We start from the raw sequence: 16,372 nt of genomic DNA on the forward strand, positions 1-16,372 counted from the left end.
CGCAGGCTTATTGATTTTATTATTGTAGTGAGAAATACGCGTTTAATGTTGCACATCGTCACTGTCTCCCAGCTGCGTTATGCTACCGTCGTTATCCCCCGGCGTAGGCGCATTGGCCGGGTCGAAAATATGGTCCAGAATTGCCCTGGCCGTTGGCCCTGCAACTACGCCATCCCCACCACCATTTTCCAAAATTAGCGCCATCGCCACCCGCGGGTTTTTATACGGCGCAAACAGGGTATAGAAGATATGGTCACGCAGGCGTACCGGGATCATTTTGGCATTGTAAGTCTGGTTTTCTTTCAGGCTGAAAACCTGTGACGTCCCCGATTTGGCCGCTATCTGGTAGGGCGCGGTATGGAACAGTTTATACCCGGTCCCGTTAGGCAGGTTCGCCATGCCATACATACCGTTGCGCACAATCCCCCAATACGGCGATTTGGCCTCTCCAATCTGTACGGCCTGCTCTGATGGCTGATAGCGTTCGACTTCCCGGCCCTGCTTCATCGAATACAGCAGATGCGGCGTTTTCACCCTGCCGCTGTTGATCAGCGTGGTCAGTGCTTTCACCATCTGGAGCGGCGTAGCGACCCAATACCCCTGGCCAATACCCACCGAGATGGTATCACCTTGGTACCAGCCTTTTTTATGTACCCGCTGCTTCCATTCCCTGCTCGGCAGAACGCCGCGATATTCCTCGTTTAGATCGATTCCCGTCGCCTTGCCATAGCCAAACTGGCTTAGCCATTGATGGATCCGGTCGATCCCCATCTCATAGGCAACCTGATAGAAGAAGGTATCGGCTGACTCCTCGATCGCCTTGGTGACGTTCAGCAGGCCGTGCCCGGTTTTCAACCAGTCGCGATAGTGCCGCTGCGTTCCCGGCAGGGTCCAGGTGGGTGCGCCAAAGAAAGTGGTGGTTGGGGTGATGACACCGGCAAACAGTGCCGATACCGCCATATAAGGTTTTACCGTTGAGGCTGGCGGGTATAGCCCCTGCGTCACGCGGTTAATCAGTGGTAAGTCCGGGTTGCTGAGCAGCGACTTGTAGGCCTGATAGCCAATACCTTTGACGAACGGGTTGGGATCGTAGCTAGGGCTGGAAACCATCGCCAGAATGCCTCCGTCGCGCGGATCGGCGACCACTACCGCCGCCCGTTGCCCTTTGAGCAAGCTTTCGATGTACTGTTGCAGGTGCAGATCTAGCGTCAGATAAATATCTTTGCCCGCCTGGGGCGGCTGTTCCTTCAGCAGGCGAACGATACGCCCGTGGTTATCCACCTCCACTTCCTGATAGCCAGTGGTGCCGTGTAGCTCTTTCTCGTAATAGGCTTCCAGCCCCTGTTTGCCAATATTGTGGTCGGCCGCATAGTTTTGCGCTAATCCCTGCTGCTCCAGCTTTTTAACATCGTTATCGTTAATGCGCGAGACATACCCCACCACGTGCGCCAACTGTGCCCCGTAAGGATATTGCCGCTGCTGGTAGGTCTCGATGGTTACACCGTCAAAGCGATACTGGTTTACCGCAAAACGAGCCACCTCGGTTTCACTAAGTCCGGTCTTCAGCGTGACGGGCTTGTAGCGGCTATTGTGGTGCATATCGTCACGGAATGAGGCGATGTCATCCGGCGTCAGATCGACGATTGGCGTCAGGTTTTGCAACAGCGTTGCCATATCGGCAATCTTGCTGGGGGTCACTTCAATCTGATACAGTTGTATGTTGCGCACCAGCGGGATGCCGTTGCGATCGAAGATCAGGCCACGATGAGGGGCAATCGGCAGCATCTTGATATCGTTCTGATTAGAGCGAGTCTGGTAAAACGCATGCTGTTTGATCTGCAACTGATAAAGGTTGTAAACCAGCAAACCAAAACAGGCGACGACCAACACCATCGCCACGCAGGCACGGCGAATAAACAACGTTTCTTCGGCGGGATGGTCACGGAAAGGATCTTTTAATTGGGCCATGCGCGGAGTCTTACCTGCCTGACTGATAGCTATAATGGGTGCGAAAAGCCGGCCAGCATAGCGTTAATAACCCTGGAGCCACATTAAAAGGTTGCTAATGATTTGGCATAAATGTTTCAACATATTGGAATGTTGCTGTGATTTGTCAGACAGGCCATGACGACTATTGAGACACCAATTATTCCGATGCTACAATGTGACGTAGATCACACCAACAACCTAAACCACCGTCTATCAATGCGCATTCTTCCCCAGAGTCTGATACCAGGAGATGGATGCGGCGTTTGTAGCAAAGGATCACCACCGATGAGTACCATAGCCACTGGCTTTATTATGATGCGCTGGGAATTGCTGAGCGCAGTGATGATGTTTCTGGCCAGCCAACTGAATGTGGTGTGCCGCAAAGCCAGCCGTAACGGCATGGCGTTTGTGTTCAGCAGCCTGGGGCTGTTCACTAGCTGCTGGTTTGTGATGGGGCTGATGGGTATGTCCTTCAACCTGGCTGGCATTATGCATTTCTGGGCCTCTTTCAAGGACGTCTTCATCGATGTCATGAGCCAAAACCCGACCGCCTTCCCCTTGCCATAACCACCGTTCTTGGCACCATCCGCCGATGGTGCTGTGCCATAGGTAGCCAGTGGGTTATGGGTTAGCCCGCATCCAGGGTGTTAAAGTCACGCCAACCAGCAAGCCTTCCGGGCTTAACAGACGGGTGACGCTCTGGCCCCACGGTTCCAAACGGTTGGCTACCAGCAGTTGATAGCCTTGATCCAGCAGCGTTTGGGTGGCCTTCGCCATATCCGCCACGTCAAACTCCATCCACGCCTGCGGCACCGGTAAATCTTGTGGCCACTGATCCTGACCAAAACAGGATTTGGCAGCCTGCGCCAAAGGCCACAACGCAAAGTGCTTCACCCCGGGCAAGGCATCGTGCTCGGTCAACAGATAGTCCTCATTCCCTTCCATTGGCTTGAGCGGCAACCCCAGCGCTTGCTGATACAACGCGGCACTTTGGCTGGTGTTTTGGGTGATCGGGCCAAAACCCGCGACAAAAAGTACCTCAACACCACAAAAGGGTTGTTCCATATCCTTTCTCCTCAGAGATTAACGGCTTTGCTGCCGCAGCCGTATCGGCGTATAGCCATAGAATGCCTTGAAACGGTGGCTGAAATGGCTGGCCGAGCTAAAGCCGCAGTCCAGCGCAATCTGGGTTAGCGGCATCAGCGTGTTGCGCAGTAATTTCTCCGCCTGTTGCAAACGCACTTGCATCACGTACTGATGTGGTGCCTGCCCGGTGCTGTGTTTAAACATGCGGGCAAAATGAAACTCACTCAATTCCGCCTGAGCAGCCAAGTCTGCCAGCACCAATGGTTGATCGAGATGGTGATAGATAAACTCTTGCACCCGCTTCAGCACGGCCGGTGCCAGCCCACCACGCACGCTGGGCAGCCGCCATTGCAACTGGGTGTAGCGCTGAAGCATATGCGACATCAACAACGTGGAGGCGCTGCTCAGTGCCAGTTGGTTGGCGCTGTCTTGCCAATTGTGATTAAGTAAAAACTGGCGATACAGCAGCGTGATTTGCGGATCTTCCGCAAACGACAGCGGCTCTACGTTGATGGACGCCGGGCTGCGATCCCAGGTCTGCTCCACCAAATGGCGCAAATGCTGGTCGGTACAATACAGATGAACAAAGGAGAGATTGCTGCGTACATCCCAGGTGGATTCGTAATGACGCGGCATGATGCAAAAGCGATCCGGGCCGCCGCCGTTCTGCCACCCCCCTGGCACCTTCTGATAGCACTCATAACCATCCGCCACGTACAGGCTGAGGGTGTGGTGATCGGCACTTTCCTGGGTGATACGGTCATTGCAGTTTGACCAGGCCGCCAATTGCACGCCAGATCCCAGCTGCACGCTGTTGTGCAACCGGGCTTTATGTTGGTGCAATGTTTCAAATGCCAGGTATGCCATAGCTGCCCTATTCCTGTGATCCAAGCCGTTCCAGTTTAAAGAGTGGCGGCGCGGGATGCCAGTTGTCACCGGGCGCTTTTAACAAAAAAAGCGCAAGAATATGCAATTGGCCGCAAAAGGCTGAAAGCGTTACAGCGCAAAAAGATGAATACTCCTGCCATCATTAACAGGAGAACTCATGAATACGCTGTTGTACCTTGCCGTTGTGCTGATTTGGGGCACCACCTGGATTGCGATTACCCTGCAACAAGGCACGGTGGCGATCCCCGTGTCGATCGGTTACCGTTTCTTGCTTGCTGCCGCCGTGATGTGGCTAGCCATGCTGGCGCTACGCCGTCTGCGGGCCATTAGCCTGCGGGACCACCTGTTCTGCATGTTGCAGGGTTGCTGTGTGTTTGGCTTTAACTTTTACTGTTTCTACCTGGCGGCGGCCTATATCAGCAGCGGGCTGGAATCGGTGATTTTCTCGATGGCGGTGTTGTTCAACGCGGTTAACAGCATGATTTTCTTCCGCCAACGCCCCAGCCCGAATCTGCTGCCTGCGGCACTGTTAGGCATGACCGGCATCGTGGCGCTATTTTGGCAGGATCTGATGGCGACCCAGATGGCGCCAGAATTGCTTAAAGGGATCGGGTTGAGCGCGCTGGGCACCTACGGTTTTTCGCTGGGGAACATGCTCAGCACGCGCCACCAACGCCGTGGGCTGGATATGCTTTCCACCAATACCTACGCCATGAGCTACGGCACACTGCTGATGTTTGCCATCGCACTGGCACAGGGCGATTCATTGCAGCTCGAATTCACCACTCGCTATCTGGGATCGCTGTTCTATCTGGCGATTTTTGGCACGGTGATCGCCTTTGCCGCCTATTTCACCCTGCTAGGCCGCATCGGCTCAGGGGCCGCCGCCTATAGCACCTTGCTGTTCCCGTTGGTGGCGCTAACGATCTCCACTCTGTATGAGGGTTACCAGTGGCATCTGAATGCGGTGATTGGCCTGTGCCTGATCCTGCTGGGCAACCTGGTGATGTTTTCCAAACCGGGGATGTTCAATCTATATCGATGGAAACGTGGGGTTCAGTGACGGTATTAAAGATAAGCGTCGAGATACCGTTGCCCACTTAAGATAATCCATGAATTAACACAAAAATCATTGAGGTGTGATGTAAACCACCTCAATGATTGCCCCCTATCACGAAAGATTACAGCCCATTGCAGTAGGATTCGTATTGACCTTGTTTACTCATGCATATTAATGGCTTATTAGGTCGACAAATTCCATTCCAGGCTGGCCCACTGGCGTTTTGGTTTCCTGCAGCATCCTATAATGCTCCCACCGCAACCCCTGCGGCTAGTCCAATTGCCGGCCCTAATGGGCCAGCCAAACCCGTTCCGAATGCCGTGCCAGCGATTGTGGCTCCGCCAACGGCAACCTCTCTACCTGCTTGTTCCCAGTTTACATTTCCTGCACCTGAAACCATATTAATTTCATCAAAGCTTAAGACTTTCATTTAAAAACTCCTGTTACTTGATAATAAATAAACATCACGATTGCTATGCCAGTAGAAATAGCCAAGGACTGAAATAACGGAGACGCGTTAAAACTTCTCGCAATAGAACCTATGGCAACGCCAAGAAAAACACAAAAAAAGATAAATAGAATATTTTTCATTAACCCCCCTGAAATGTAAGTAATGAACTTGTTTTTAAAATTACAATATTGATTTCAATAAATCATAAAAATAAGAGAGATTGTTCAGGCATTATAAAAATGCCTGAAGATGCTAAGGGTTGTGATATAACCTATCTACTCATTTCTCAAATGATGTCATCACAGAATAACCATCCAAAAGTTGATAATGACTATCATTCTAAATTATTTTATCAAGGTCAAGTTATTTTTTATTCGACAGTAAATGCCTATTAATCATTCCTATAATGAAAACCGTTAAAGCGATATGGTAATTTTATTAGCAACAATCAAAGTAAGCAGCGGAAAATAAATCGATAGCCATGGTCTAAAACCTTGTCACCCCCCGAAGGCTTTTTAGCTGCGCTCAAAAATTAGGCCTGCCGTAGGAAGTTCTCTATACTCGTTGCCAAGGCGAGCGGTACTTCATTCATTGGGTAATGACCGGCATTCTCAAGTATTTCCAGTTCAGCCTTTGGATACCATGCAAGGTAGGTGGAACGCATCAGATCTGTGTTGAATGTCGGATCATGCTCCCCGATCAGCACCTTAACCCTGTGTGGTAAACCCTGTACCTCCGCGCTGAAATCGGTGTTGCTCCATGCATTCAAGTAAGCGGCAAAAGCGGCTCTGGACGAATGCGCCATTGAATACTCAGCTTTCCAGTCGATCCACGCTCGTGAAAGGCGCTGTCCAGTACTACGATGGATGATGTTCCTCCTATTCTCGATGCTATCAGCCGCACCATTAAACAATGCTTGCCCTACAGGGTCGAAGGCCACACCGCAGGAAGGAACCGGTGCGACAGGCACTAACATACGCACGCGCTCAGGGGCCAAAGTCGCTACACGTTCAATTGCCATTCCTCCCATCGAGTGGCCTACCAAGCTAAACGTGTCGCATCCAAGCTCATCAGCAAGGGATAAGGTATCCATCGCAATTTCATCCATGCTATAAGTGCCAGCGGCGGAGCTCATGCTCCCGTATCCACGGTAGTTCATAAAGATATAAGTAAATTCTTCGCGGCTGAGGGCGTCCTCCATTGGCGTGAAAGCATGGCAATCACCAAACCACCCGTGAAGAACGATGACAGGATGTGGACCACTACCTACTCGGTGAAACGTGTTGGACATATCGACTCCTAATAAACTGAATGTGCCAGATGATTTCCTTACCGTGGCCATTGTAGGATCCGCAGTACCAGCTCGCTTTCAATATTGAGTCAATCATTATAGAGTTTGGGCCATGCGTAATACGTTACTCGACCCCTACGAAGACATTTCACGAATTGCCGTAGTCACCGCAAATGACTACCCGGCGTCTTCGACTTTTCCCTCCCATACACATCGTCGCAGCCAGTTTGCCTATGCCGCCTCCGGGACGATCAGCGTGTTCACGGCGCGCGAAAACCTGGTTGTTCCACCACAGCGGGCATGCTGGATACCTGCTGGCATCGACCATGAGATGCATATGCGTGGCCCCGTCACCATGTTGAACGCATTTTTTACCCCGGACGCTGCCCGCGCCGCAGGACTACCCGATGGCTGTCGAGTCATTGGAGTATCCCCCCTGCTACAGAACCTGTTAGTACAGGCAGTGGATTTGCCAGCGCTCTATGACCTGAATAATAGAGAAGGCAAGATCATGTCTCTGTTGCTTGATGAAATTGCCACTATGCCGTCGCTGTTGCTAAATACTCCGTTGCCCGACGAACCTCGTTTAGCCATACTGTGTCGTCAACTGATTGAAAATCCCTCGCTTTCTATCGATATCAACAAAATGGCTGCTGAGGCAGGCATGAGTCGGCGCACTTTCACCAGAGTGTTCCGAGCTCAAACTGGGGTGAGCTTTAGCGAGTGGCGCCAACAAGCCTGTTTGCTGGCGGCTATCACCCGCCTCAATAATGGGGAATCGGTTACTCGCGTTGCGCTGGACCTTGGCTATGGGAGTTCAAGTGCCTTCACTGCACTATTCCGCCGTGTACTTGGCGTGCCACCCAGCCTATACCTTGAGAAATAGCGAAAAATCAAAGGGGTAATGTTTCTAAATGGATAGGGGCGCCGTACCGCGCCCCTAGTGACTCCGACGACTGCATTTCTGCACTGATATTGTCACTTCATTCCGGTTGGACAAGTATCCGCGACATTCTTAAGCCCTTCGGTTTGATGTTCGAAGCGGATCTTGTTGGCGGGCGCGTCATGGTCAATCGTCAGAACATAGATACTGTCAAAATCACTGCCCGGCCATTTGGCCGCCTGTTGGGGATCGCCCCCTTCTGCGGTGATAATGTTTTTTACCACCTGCACCAAGTTGTGATGTTCCCAAGAGACATACACCACGGCATTGCGGAAACGATCGTCCAGCAGAGCCGTCTGCAAATCAGCAATGTCATCGGCGTGATACTGGATATTCACCGGCAGTGAGAGCCGAATGGCCGTTGGGGTAATCGTGGTCAATGCCCGCATAGAGCTGCCCAGCTTATTTTTCTTGGGGCCTGCGGCATAAATGGCTTCGGGTTTACCGAAGCGGGAGATTAAGACCTCCGGCAGTGCCAAGGCGCGGTTAAAGCCTTTGCAGGTCAGCTGACCACTGTTGTTGTCTGGCTTCTCACCGTGGCGAACGAAAACCAGGGTTTGCTCACTCCAGGCGGCCCCTGCCACGCTGGACAACAGTAATGCCAATATGCCGTTTTTAAACGCTTGCTTCATGGTTCTTTCCACCCATATTTACCCTCAAGAGCACTGCCAGCTAAGGCCGCATACTTGCAGGTCATTGTCATGACTAATGAATTATTTGCATAGGTGTATGCATATTTAGCTACCTTATCATTGAATCGGCCCTGTAATACACTTCCTCCTGTCGGCCATAAGCACATCGGCCACCCTTTTTGATTGCTTCCTGAAAGCAGGCGTAATTTGACGGCGGAGACGAAATGAGCGAGAAATTTGACGGTAACGGTATTTTCCCCAAAGGGCCAAAAAATGACGCCTATGCGCAATATTTCACCGGCACCAGCTACCTGAACATGTTGACCACCGAAGGAGTAGCCATTGGCAATGTGGTGTTTGAACCAGGCTGTCGGAATAACTGGCATATCCACCATCAGGGCGGCCAGATCCTACTGGTGACCGGGGGGCGCGGCTGGTATCAGGAGTGGAATAAACCGGCTCGCCAACTTACCGCCGGGGACGTAATCAATATCCCGGCAGGAGCCAAACACTGGCACGGTGCAGCCCAGGATAGCTGGTTTGCGCATATTGCCGTGGCGGTCCCGGCCGAGGGTTCCTCCAATGAGTGGTTGGAACCGGTATCCGACGAGGATTACCGTCAACTGCCGTGATAAAAAAGCCACCTGCCAAAACGGGTGGCTTGAGATTAATAACCTCAGGCGCAGCCTGCAGCGCCCCTACGTGCTGAACCGGTTACAGCTTACTACTTCGGGTAGAAATAGTTCACTACACAAAAAACCAATTTCGCCACTACATAACAGCACGAGAGAGAAACCAGTAAGTGAGAAATATTGGCTGGTGCAGCATACCAACCCAACGACCACACGCAGGCCCCTTTTAATAAAGCTGCAGCCAGATAAAAGCTGGCCAAAGAGGCAAGTATACGTACAATTGCTTTCATGAAATTTGTCCAGTCAGACATAACCGGTATACATTCATTTAAAAGGTTTATGTTAGTTGACTACCATGAGCATGAACTGCCAGCGTTAGAGCTGCAGTTATTTCCTCGACCGTCAGACATCTACCCCAACAATTAAAGCCCTAAGAGCTTCATAGAAAATATCCTTATTATTGACAATGTAAAAGAGTACAGCGAGTTGATTATCACTTTATCATCATGAAATTATCAATATAAAACAAAAGCGGGATTTTTAATTTTAGAGTTTAATCACAAAAACATTGTGAATTATTAGCCTTGTGGTTTACTTAGATAATTTAGTTAATTTAATTACGTCACCGATTAATTAAGATAAATATAATGACATATATCGCTACGTAGGAGCGCAGCATACGGCTCCCTTCAGAACGTTAAGGCGTCACCCAATCACTAATCCCAGCACTGCCCCGCCCGCCAGGATCCATAATGGATGAATACGTTTATTCATACTCAGCAGCGTTGCTAACACAATTAATATTGCTAACCGCCAATTGGTCGCTGAAGCCTGGGCAATCAGCACGCCGCTGGCGGCAACCAACCCGACCGTCACCGGCACCAGCCCAACCTGCACGATACGCCGCCAGGGCTTATCTTTAAAACGCCGCCATGCGCCCATCACCAAAATGGTAATGATGGACGACGGCCCAAACTTGGCCACAGAGGAAACTAACAGCCCGGCCCAGCCCGCGACGTGCCAACCAATCAGCGGCACGATCATCATATTCGGCCCCGGAGCCGCCTGCGCCATGGCGAACAGCGCGCTAAATTCCTGGGCGCTCATCCATTGATGCACCTCCACCACCTGGCGCTGCATTTCCGGCAGAATGGTAAAGCCACCGCCAAACGCCATCAGTGAAAGCTCGGTAAAAATGATCGCCAACGAGATTAGCACCGCCATCATGAAGGTTTCCTCCAGGCCAGTAGAATACTTAGCGGAGCCAGCACCAGCATGGTAGGCAGCAAGGGCAAGCGTAACCAGGCAATCGCCACCAAAGCAATGGCGACAATCGCTAACGGCAACCATTTCCCCCACAGCGGCAACAACATTTTCAACGCGGTAGAGAGCAGTAAACCCGCCGCCGCTGCGGCTAAACCGGCAAACACGTGTTGCACATGGGCATCGTTTTGGTAGCGGGCATAAATCACGCCCAGGCCGACCACAATCGCCGTTGGGGCGCAGATCAGCCCGAGCAAAGCACATAGCGCGCCACGCAGTCCGCGAAACTCCATACCCACCGCTACGGAAAGGTTAATGACGTTGCCACCCGGCAAGAACTGGCACAATCCCAGCAGCTCAGTGAACTGCTCAGCAGTTAACCAGCGGCGTTGTTCCACCAACATGCTGCGCGCCAGCGGCAGCACCCCGCCAAAGCCGATCAGGCCAAGCATCAGAAAACCGGTAAACAGTTGAGTATTGCTTGGTGGCTTTGCCATTTCATGGCCCTGTAGCGCATTAGGATCTGACATTGCGTTTCCCACATTATCTCAGTTGTTATCTGGCATAATGCACGCGGCCAAGCCATGATGTCTAATGCATTTCAGAGCCATTATCGCTACGGTGAACGCACTGAAGATCGAGCTTAATCGTCCCGATCGACAATCCGCGTCAGGTGGATGACCAAGTACAGCAGCTCATCGTTGGACATCTCCATTTCCAGCAGATTTTTCACATAGTCACGGATCACCAGTGCGCAACGATAGGCATCGGGATACTCTTTCGTCGCCTGCGAGAACAGGAAATCGTCTTTCGACTTTACCTGTTTGTTATCGATCATCCGTTGAATGAAAAACTGCATATGCAACAAGAAACGCGAGTAATTGAGCGAATCTGTGGCGATATCGATACGGAAATGGTATTTGATGATGTTGAAGATATCCTTCAGCATCTTCACCGCCAGCAACGTGTGCTCCATGCTCTGCACGTCGGTTTGGCCATTGACCAGGTGAAAGGCAATGTTCCCCGCCTCTGCCTCCGGCAACAGGATATCCAAACGCTCGTTGATCTGCGCCAGTGCCTGCAATGCCACGGCAAACTCCTGCGGATAAAAGCGTTTTACCTCATGCAACAGCCGGTTCTGAATGATGATGCCTTTACGGCAGCGCTCAATCGCAAAGCTGAGATGATCCACCAGGGTGAAAAAGATCTGTTCGTTGACCCGGCCGCCCAGTTGGCTGTTAGCCAGCCTGAGGATCATCTGCACCAGTTCAATATGCTGCTCCGGCGTGGCTTCTATCAGGCGCAGATGGTCGTGGCCGGTTTGACCGTTCTGCACCACATAGACTTTTTCTATGTTGGCCGCAGCCAGCACATCTCCCACTTTGCTGTTAAACCCGATGCCCTTGCCCATCACGATAACTTCGCGGTTATCGCTGTCGGTGGACAGCACCAGGCTGTTATTGAGCACCTTGATGACTTTCATCATTAAACTGTGTTACCCACGTTGTTGGCCGTTCGAGGCAATCAGGCGCTGATACCAGGCGAAACTGTTCTTCTTGATACGCCGCAGATCGCGCAGATCCTGTTCACCACGGTTAACATAGATAAAACCGTAGCGCTTGGCGTAGCCCTGATGCGTGCTGACCAGGTCGATCGCCGCCCACGGGCAGTAACCCAGCAGATCGACACCATCGTTAATCGCCAACTGCATCTGTTCGATATGCGCACGCATAAAATCGATGCGGTAATCATCATTGATGATATCCCCAGACAATAGCTGGTCCGGCGCGCCGATGCCATTCTCAGTAATTAAAATCGGCAGATGATAACGTTCATAAACCTTGCGCAGCGTCAGCCGCAGGCCCACGGGGTCGATCACCCAACCATAGGGCGTTTTATCGACATAGGGGTTTTCCGCTGCCCGATATACGCCCGGCTCACCCAGCATGATTTGCTGATCCCCCGCACGAGCTGTGATATCCGAGGCATCGCCACGGCTGGCGGCGATGGTGGCGGTGGAATAGTAGTTAATCGCCACATAATCCGGCCGCCCTTGCAGCAGTAGTTCCGTATCTCCGGCTTCAATCACTGGGGCAAGGCCACGATCCTGCAAATATCGCCAGGCCAACGCATTGTATCGGCCATGAACGGCAACATCCAGAAAGCTCCAGCAGCGCAGCGTTTCCCAGTTGTGGGCCGCGATGGCATCCAACGGATGGCAGGTTTCCTGATACATGGAAGTGGTATTGATCGCCGGGCCGATTTTTCCCTTGGGGCAGCGCTGATGGCACAAAGCCATGACCCGCGCCTGCGCCACCAGCATATGGTGGCTCTGTTGATAAAGTACCGGCTTGGTAGGCAGTTCGCCGCCCTTTGGTACCCCGATAGCACCAGGGTGCAGGATCATGGTGTTCTGTTCGTTGATGGTCAGCCAATATTTGACCTTATCGCCAAAGGCAGTAAACAGCACGTCCGCATACTCGACAAAGGCATCGATGGTCTGCCGATTGCTCCAACCGCCCTGTTGTTCCAGCACATAGGGCAGATCGAAATGGTAGAGCGTGACCACCGGTTCAATGCCGTGCTTGAGCAGTTCATCGATCAGGTCACGGTAGAACGCCAGGCCAGGCTGATTCACCTCGCCCGTACCGTTGGGCAAAATGCGCGTCCAGGCAACGGAGAAACGGTACGCCTTCAGCCCTAATTCGGCGAACAGCTTAACGTCTTCACGGAAGCGGTGGTAATGATCGCTGGCCACCTTAAAATCTGCCGTCTCGACGGGATGATCGAGCATATCAACAATGGAAGGACTTTTGCCGTCTTCGTCCCATGCCCCCTCAACCTGATAAGCCGAGGTTGAGGCCCCCCACAGGAAGCCTGGTGGAAAATCGTTCAGCTGTTGGTAAATCATACATTTTGCTCCTTGGTATTCAGCGCGACAATTTGCTCACCAAAGTTCACAGGGCCTGGCTGTCGGCAGCTTAGGTGCGGATACTGCTCGCTGTTGACCACCAGCACCGGGGTGATAATGTCGTAACCCAGCGCGGTAATGGCGGCAATATCAAAACGCACCAGCTCATCACCGGTTTTCACCCGATCGCCCACCTGCAGTTGAGAGCTGAAATGCTCACCGTTGAGATTGACGGTATCGATGCCGATATGCATCAGCACTTCCATGCCGTTATCGGCCTTAATGCCCACGGCATGCTTCGAAGGCAGGAAAGTCACGATTTCCCCGTCCACGGGTGCACACAGCACGCCTTGCTCAGGCAGTATCGCCACGCCTTTGCCCAGCAGCCCTTGCGAAAATACGTCGTCATTCACCTGTTCCAACGCCACCAGTTGACCAGCCAACGGGCTGTGTAGCACCGCGTCATCACCAGACGATACGCTGTCTGTGACTGTTACCTCTTCTTCATCAACCGGATCCTCAAAGCCCAGTATCCAGGTCAAGGCAAAGGTCACGACGATGGCGATGACGCAGGTGATAAGAGCGTGCACGATATTCATTGGGTTTTCACCGATAAAGGCCGGTAATGCTGCCAACCCCGGCGAAACAAAGGCATAGCGCACCAAACCGCTGACTCCCGCATAGACACCGGCACAGCCACCGCCAATCATGGCCGCGATCAGCGGTTTACGCAGTTTCAGCGTGACGCCGTAGAGTGAAGGTTCGGTGATCCCCAACAGCGCGGTGAAACCGGCGGATGAGGCCAACTGACGCAGATTTTTGTTCTTGGTGCGGAACGCGACGCACAGGGTTGCCGCGCCCTGGGCAATGTTGGAAGCCAACATGCCGGGGCCATTAATCATCTCAAAGCCGTTTTTACTCAACTGCCCGGTGGCGATAGGCGTCATCGCCCACGCGGTGCCGGTGATCACCAGGAACGGTTGCAGCCCGCCCATTAGCATCGGGATCAGCCAACTGGCCTTGCCATCGATAATCGCCGCGCCGCTGGCCACCAGATCGTTAAGGAAAATACCGAACGGCCCTACCGCCACCAAGGCTAGCGGCGTGGTAACCAGCAGGATGATCATCGGTTTGGTGAAGAATTTAATCATGGTCGGCGAGACTTTCTCTGCAAAGCGCTCGATATAGGACATCAACCACACCGTGAAAATGATCGGCAGCACCGAACCGGCATAATCGGCCAACCGCACCGGGATGCCAATAAAATCGATTGGCGAACCGGCGGCCAGCATCTGGGCAAGATTGGGATGTAGCAAGGCTCCCGCGATGGTCATGGCCAGAATAGGGTTACACTCAAACTTGATCGAAGCACCGTAGGCCAGCAGTACCGGCAGGAAGAAGAAGGCTGCATCGGCGATGGTATCCAGCAGATGGTAAGTTGGGCTGGCCGCGCTGATCGCCCCAGTTAACTTGAGGATCGCCAGCAGCGCCTTGATCATCCCCGCGCCGGTAATAGCCGGGATCACCGGCGTAAAGGTGGTCGAAATCACGCTGATAATCTGCGTAAAGACGCCGCCCTTGGCCTTGTTCTTCGGCTGTCCGCCCGGTTTGCCCAGCGGTTGGCCGATCGCTTTTTGCAAAGCGCGGAAAGTCTGCTGCACGTTGTTGCCCACCACAATCTGGAACTGGCCACCACGCTCGACCACGCTGATCACGCCGGGCAAAGCTTCGATCGCTTTGGCATCGACCCGACTATCGTCGTTAAATTCCATCCGCAGGCGGGTGGCGCAGTGCGTCAGCTTGCTGACGTTAGCCTTCCCCCCGACCAGTGCCAATATGTCCAAGCCCAACTTGTTATAATCCATAGGTTTTCCCCGGCAAAAAAACAAAAAAAAAGACCAAAATGAAAATGCTCCCCTTCGGCAGAAGAAGTGCATTTCTATTTTGGTCTTGCCTGCTTGCGCAGTAACACGCCATCATAAAAATGATTGAGTAGCTGATTAGGCTACGACGCAAGTAATACCGCGGACGCGATCTCCAGGCAACCGGCGACGGTAAGCTTTGTGATTCGCATCACGATTAGCCACAGGAAAAATCGCAAGCGATCCAACGAAAAATCATCAAACTCTCCCGCGACCTACTGTAGCCATGCCCTTCAATAGGTTAAACTTCTCTACCTCGGCGAGTTACCTCTGCCGACCGTTGCGCTTGAATAACAATGAACCAAGGAAGTCCACATGCAACAAGGCTCTAAACTGCGGCCACCACCCATTGATGTGATCACCATTCAGTCGCAGGTGGTCTACGGTAGCGTGGGGAATGGCATTGCCTACCGCACGTTGTTGAAGAAGAACCTGGAGGTGTTGCAGGTACCGAGCGTGTTGTTTGGTTGCCCGCCCTATTACGGCGCGCCGCACGGGGGAGCGATCTCCAGCGAATGGTTCAGCGGTTTTCTGGAAGATTTGATCGCCCGTGAAGTCGTGTGCCGCGCGCGGGCCATCATTATCGGTTACCTGGGTGACGTGGCGCAGTGCCATATTCTGGCCGACTGGCTACCGCGGGTGATTACCCTCAATCCGGGCATCAAGATCTATATCGATCCGGTGATGGGAGACTACGGCGAAGGGGTTTACGTCGATAAACGTCTGGTTGAGCGTTATCGTTCCCCTTACCTCAATCTGGCCCATGGCCTTACGCCGAACGGTTTCGAGCTGGAACAGTTGTGCGGCATGGCGCTAAGCACGCGTGAGCAAACCGAACAGGCTGCACGGGCGCTGCTCAAAGGCAATACGCAGTGGGTACTGGTCACCAGCGCGCCCGGCGTTGCAAACAGCGAGCAAGAAGTTGGCCTGTTGCTGGTCACCGCCGACGAGGCGCAAAGCTTCACCCATGCCAAAATCGATTCGCCGGTGAAGGGGACGGGTGACATGTTCACCGCGCTGTTAATTGCCCATTTGCTGCAGGGGGAGCCTTTCAGCAAGGCAGTGCCGACGGCGATCCATGAGGTGTGTGCGGTATTGGAAGATGCGGCGCGTCACGGTTGGCAGGAGATCGGCCATCTGCGGGCGCTGAAGTGATGTGATGCCCCTCACCCTAACCCTCTCCCTGCGGGAGAGCAGCTGTGTTTAAAGTCAACGGGTGATGATTAATTTGTCACCCATTTTTTATTATCCCGCAGCATCGCATTCAGGATAGTTAGCAGCTTTCTCACACAAGCCGTCACCGC

17 protein-coding genes are annotated in these 16,372 nt (G+C 52.7%); 5 read left to right on the forward strand and 12 right to left on the reverse strand.

The features are described from left to right. Positions 1–42: 42 nt before the first annotated feature. The gene (gene mrdA, locus IMQ33_RS05645; RefSeq protein ID WP_196063059.1) at positions 43–1,968 is read right to left on the reverse strand and encodes a penicillin-binding protein 2; all 1,926 of its coding nucleotides are present in this window, start codon (positions 1,966–1,968) and stop codon (positions 43–45) included. A 306-nt stretch (positions 1,969–2,274) separates the two neighbouring features. Between mrdA and IMQ33_RS05650 the strand changes: the two genes are divergently transcribed. Next, the gene (locus tag IMQ33_RS05650; RefSeq protein ID WP_024530953.1) at positions 2,275–2,556 is read left to right on the forward strand and encodes a YjcB family protein; all 282 of its coding nucleotides are present in this window, start codon (positions 2,275–2,277) and stop codon (positions 2,554–2,556) included. A gap of 54 nt (positions 2,557–2,610) precedes the next feature. Here the strand turns inward: IMQ33_RS05650 and IMQ33_RS05655 are convergent, their stop codons facing one another. Both IMQ33_RS05655 and IMQ33_RS05660 read right to left on the reverse strand, forming a co-directional pair. After that, positions 2,611–3,054, reverse strand: coding sequence for a glyoxalase (locus tag IMQ33_RS05655; RefSeq protein WP_196063060.1), 444 nt, complete (start codon positions 3,052–3,054; stop codon positions 2,611–2,613). An 18-nt stretch (positions 3,055–3,072) separates the two neighbouring features. Next, positions 3,073–3,942: a helix-turn-helix domain-containing protein gene (locus IMQ33_RS05660; RefSeq protein WP_065685804.1), complete on the reverse strand. Its 870-nt coding sequence runs from the start codon at positions 3,940–3,942 to the stop codon at positions 3,073–3,075. A 178-nt stretch (positions 3,943–4,120) separates the two neighbouring features. Between IMQ33_RS05660 and IMQ33_RS05665 the strand changes: the two genes are divergently transcribed. Then, the gene (locus IMQ33_RS05665) at positions 4,121–5,026 is read left to right on the forward strand and encodes a DMT family transporter (protein ID WP_196063061.1); all 906 of its coding nucleotides are present in this window, start codon (positions 4,121–4,123) and stop codon (positions 5,024–5,026) included. Between the two features lie 238 nt (positions 5,027–5,264). Here IMQ33_RS05665 and IMQ33_RS05670 read toward each other — a convergent pair whose 3' ends face one another. The 3 genes from IMQ33_RS05670 to IMQ33_RS05680 form a co-directional block, all read right to left on the reverse strand. Then, a complete protein-coding gene (locus IMQ33_RS05670) occupies positions 5,265–5,453 on the reverse strand; it encodes a colicin V family bacteriocin (protein WP_196067750.1) in 189 nt (62 codons plus the stop codon). After that, positions 5,450–5,614, reverse strand: a complete 165-nt coding sequence (locus IMQ33_RS05675; RefSeq protein WP_161711578.1) for a hypothetical protein — start codon at positions 5,612–5,614, stop codon at positions 5,450–5,452. The genes IMQ33_RS05670 and IMQ33_RS05675 overlap by 4 nt, the downstream gene beginning before the upstream one ends. Before the next feature lie 392 nt (positions 5,615–6,006). Further along, a complete protein-coding gene (locus IMQ33_RS05680) occupies positions 6,007–6,765 on the reverse strand; it encodes an alpha/beta fold hydrolase (RefSeq protein WP_196062853.1) in 759 nt (252 codons plus the stop codon). A 112-nt stretch (positions 6,766–6,877) separates the two neighbouring features. On the opposite strand from IMQ33_RS05680, the gene IMQ33_RS05685 reads away from it, so the two are divergent. Further along, on the forward strand, positions 6,878–7,651 hold the full coding sequence (locus tag IMQ33_RS05685; protein ID WP_196062854.1) for a helix-turn-helix domain-containing protein: 774 nt from the start codon (positions 6,878–6,880) through the stop codon (positions 7,649–7,651). A 92-nt stretch (positions 7,652–7,743) separates the two neighbouring features. Here the strand turns inward: IMQ33_RS05685 and IMQ33_RS05690 are convergent, their stop codons facing one another. Then, entirely contained in the window at positions 7,744–8,340 is a 597-nt protein-coding gene (locus tag IMQ33_RS05690; RefSeq protein ID WP_065685800.1) for a histidine phosphatase family protein, read from the reverse strand. A 224-nt stretch (positions 8,341–8,564) separates the two neighbouring features. On the opposite strand from IMQ33_RS05690, the gene IMQ33_RS05695 reads away from it, so the two are divergent. Beyond that, positions 8,565–8,972, forward strand: a complete 408-nt coding sequence (locus tag IMQ33_RS05695; protein WP_065685799.1) for a cupin domain-containing protein — start codon at positions 8,565–8,567, stop codon at positions 8,970–8,972. 705 nt (positions 8,973–9,677) lie between these two features. On the opposite strand, the gene IMQ33_RS05700 is transcribed toward IMQ33_RS05695, so the two are convergent. From IMQ33_RS05700 to IMQ33_RS05720, 5 genes are all read right to left on the reverse strand, one after another. After that, the gene (locus tag IMQ33_RS05700; RefSeq protein WP_024530961.1) at positions 9,678–10,199 is read right to left on the reverse strand and encodes a chromate transporter; all 522 of its coding nucleotides are present in this window, start codon (positions 10,197–10,199) and stop codon (positions 9,678–9,680) included. Further along, complete coding sequence (locus IMQ33_RS05705) at positions 10,196–10,765, reverse strand: chromate transporter (protein ID WP_161741210.1); 570 nt, start codon at positions 10,763–10,765, stop codon at positions 10,196–10,198. Before IMQ33_RS05705 ends, IMQ33_RS05700 begins: the two co-directional genes overlap by 4 nt. Positions 10,766–10,878: 113 nt before the next feature. Continuing rightward, positions 10,879–11,718 (reverse strand): BglG family transcription antiterminator LicT, encoded by an 840-nt coding sequence (gene licT / locus IMQ33_RS05710; RefSeq protein ID WP_065685853.1) that lies wholly within the window; start codon positions 11,716–11,718, stop codon positions 10,879–10,881. A 12-nt stretch (positions 11,719–11,730) separates the two neighbouring features. Next, positions 11,731–13,146 carry a glycoside hydrolase family 1 protein gene (locus IMQ33_RS05715; RefSeq protein WP_098931058.1) on the reverse strand — a complete coding sequence of 472 codons (1,416 nt, stop codon included), beginning with the start codon at positions 13,144–13,146 and terminating at the stop codon, positions 11,731–11,733. After that, positions 13,143–15,011 (reverse strand): beta-glucoside-specific PTS transporter subunit IIABC, encoded by a 1,869-nt coding sequence (locus tag IMQ33_RS05720; RefSeq protein ID WP_196062855.1) that lies wholly within the window; start codon positions 15,009–15,011, stop codon positions 13,143–13,145. Before IMQ33_RS05720 ends, IMQ33_RS05715 begins: the two co-directional genes overlap by 4 nt. A gap of 372 nt (positions 15,012–15,383) precedes the next feature. Here IMQ33_RS05720 and IMQ33_RS05725 point away from each other — a divergent pair, with 372 nt between their 5' ends. Next, positions 15,384–16,223 (forward strand): PfkB family carbohydrate kinase, encoded by an 840-nt coding sequence (locus IMQ33_RS05725; RefSeq protein WP_098931056.1) that lies wholly within the window; start codon positions 15,384–15,386, stop codon positions 16,221–16,223. Positions 16,224–16,372 lie beyond the last annotated feature (149 nt).

The sequence above is a fragment of the Serratia sp. Res13-Sevr-LER1-36-b genome, from assembly GCF_015673035.1.
GTDB classification, from domain to species: Bacteria; Pseudomonadota; Gammaproteobacteria; order Enterobacterales; family Enterobacteriaceae; genus Chania; species Chania fonticola_C.

What these genes read in the sequence shown, in the direction of transcription:
- IMQ33_RS05690 (WP_065685800.1), bottom strand. Translation starts at nt 8,340, where the DNA reads ATGAAGCAAGCGTTTAAAAACGGCATATTGGCATTACTGTTGTCCAGC.
- IMQ33_RS05650 (WP_024530953.1), top strand. Translation starts at nt 2,275, where the DNA reads ATGAGTACCATAGCCACTGGCTTTATTATGATGCGCTGGGAATTGCTG.
- IMQ33_RS05720 (WP_196062855.1), bottom strand. Translation starts at nt 15,011, where the DNA reads ATGGATTATAACAAGTTGGGCTTGGACATATTGGCACTGGTCGGGGGG.
- IMQ33_RS05675 (WP_161711578.1), bottom strand. Translation starts at nt 5,614, where the DNA reads ATGAAAAATATTCTATTTATCTTTTTTTGTGTTTTTCTTGGCGTTGCC.
- IMQ33_RS05695 (WP_065685799.1), top strand. Translation starts at nt 8,565, where the DNA reads ATGAGCGAGAAATTTGACGGTAACGGTATTTTCCCCAAAGGGCCAAAA.
- IMQ33_RS05655 (WP_196063060.1), bottom strand. Translation starts at nt 3,054, where the DNA reads ATGGAACAACCCTTTTGTGGTGTTGAGGTACTTTTTGTCGCGGGTTTT.
- IMQ33_RS05680 (WP_196062853.1), bottom strand. Translation starts at nt 6,765, where the DNA reads ATGTCCAACACGTTTCACCGAGTAGGTAGTGGTCCACATCCTGTCATC.
- IMQ33_RS05705 (WP_161741210.1), bottom strand. Translation starts at nt 10,765, where the DNA reads ATGTCAGATCCTAATGCGCTACAGGGCCATGAAATGGCAAAGCCACCA.
- licT (WP_065685853.1), bottom strand. Translation starts at nt 11,718, where the DNA reads ATGAAAGTCATCAAGGTGCTCAATAACAGCCTGGTGCTGTCCACCGAC.
- IMQ33_RS05670 (WP_196067750.1), bottom strand. Translation starts at nt 5,453, where the DNA reads ATGAAAGTCTTAAGCTTTGATGAAATTAATATGGTTTCAGGTGCAGGA.
- IMQ33_RS05700 (WP_024530961.1), bottom strand. Translation starts at nt 10,199, where the DNA reads ATGATGGCGGTGCTAATCTCGTTGGCGATCATTTTTACCGAGCTTTCA.
- IMQ33_RS05715 (WP_098931058.1), bottom strand. Translation starts at nt 13,146, where the DNA reads ATGATTTACCAACAGCTGAACGATTTTCCACCAGGCTTCCTGTGGGGG.
- IMQ33_RS05725 (WP_098931056.1), top strand. Translation starts at nt 15,384, where the DNA reads ATGCAACAAGGCTCTAAACTGCGGCCACCACCCATTGATGTGATCACC.
- IMQ33_RS05685 (WP_196062854.1), top strand. Translation starts at nt 6,878, where the DNA reads ATGCGTAATACGTTACTCGACCCCTACGAAGACATTTCACGAATTGCC.
- IMQ33_RS05660 (WP_065685804.1), bottom strand. Translation starts at nt 3,942, where the DNA reads ATGGCATACCTGGCATTTGAAACATTGCACCAACATAAAGCCCGGTTG.
- IMQ33_RS05665 (WP_196063061.1), top strand. Translation starts at nt 4,121, where the DNA reads ATGAATACGCTGTTGTACCTTGCCGTTGTGCTGATTTGGGGCACCACC.
- mrdA (WP_196063059.1), bottom strand. Translation starts at nt 1,968, where the DNA reads ATGGCCCAATTAAAAGATCCTTTCCGTGACCATCCCGCCGAAGAAACG.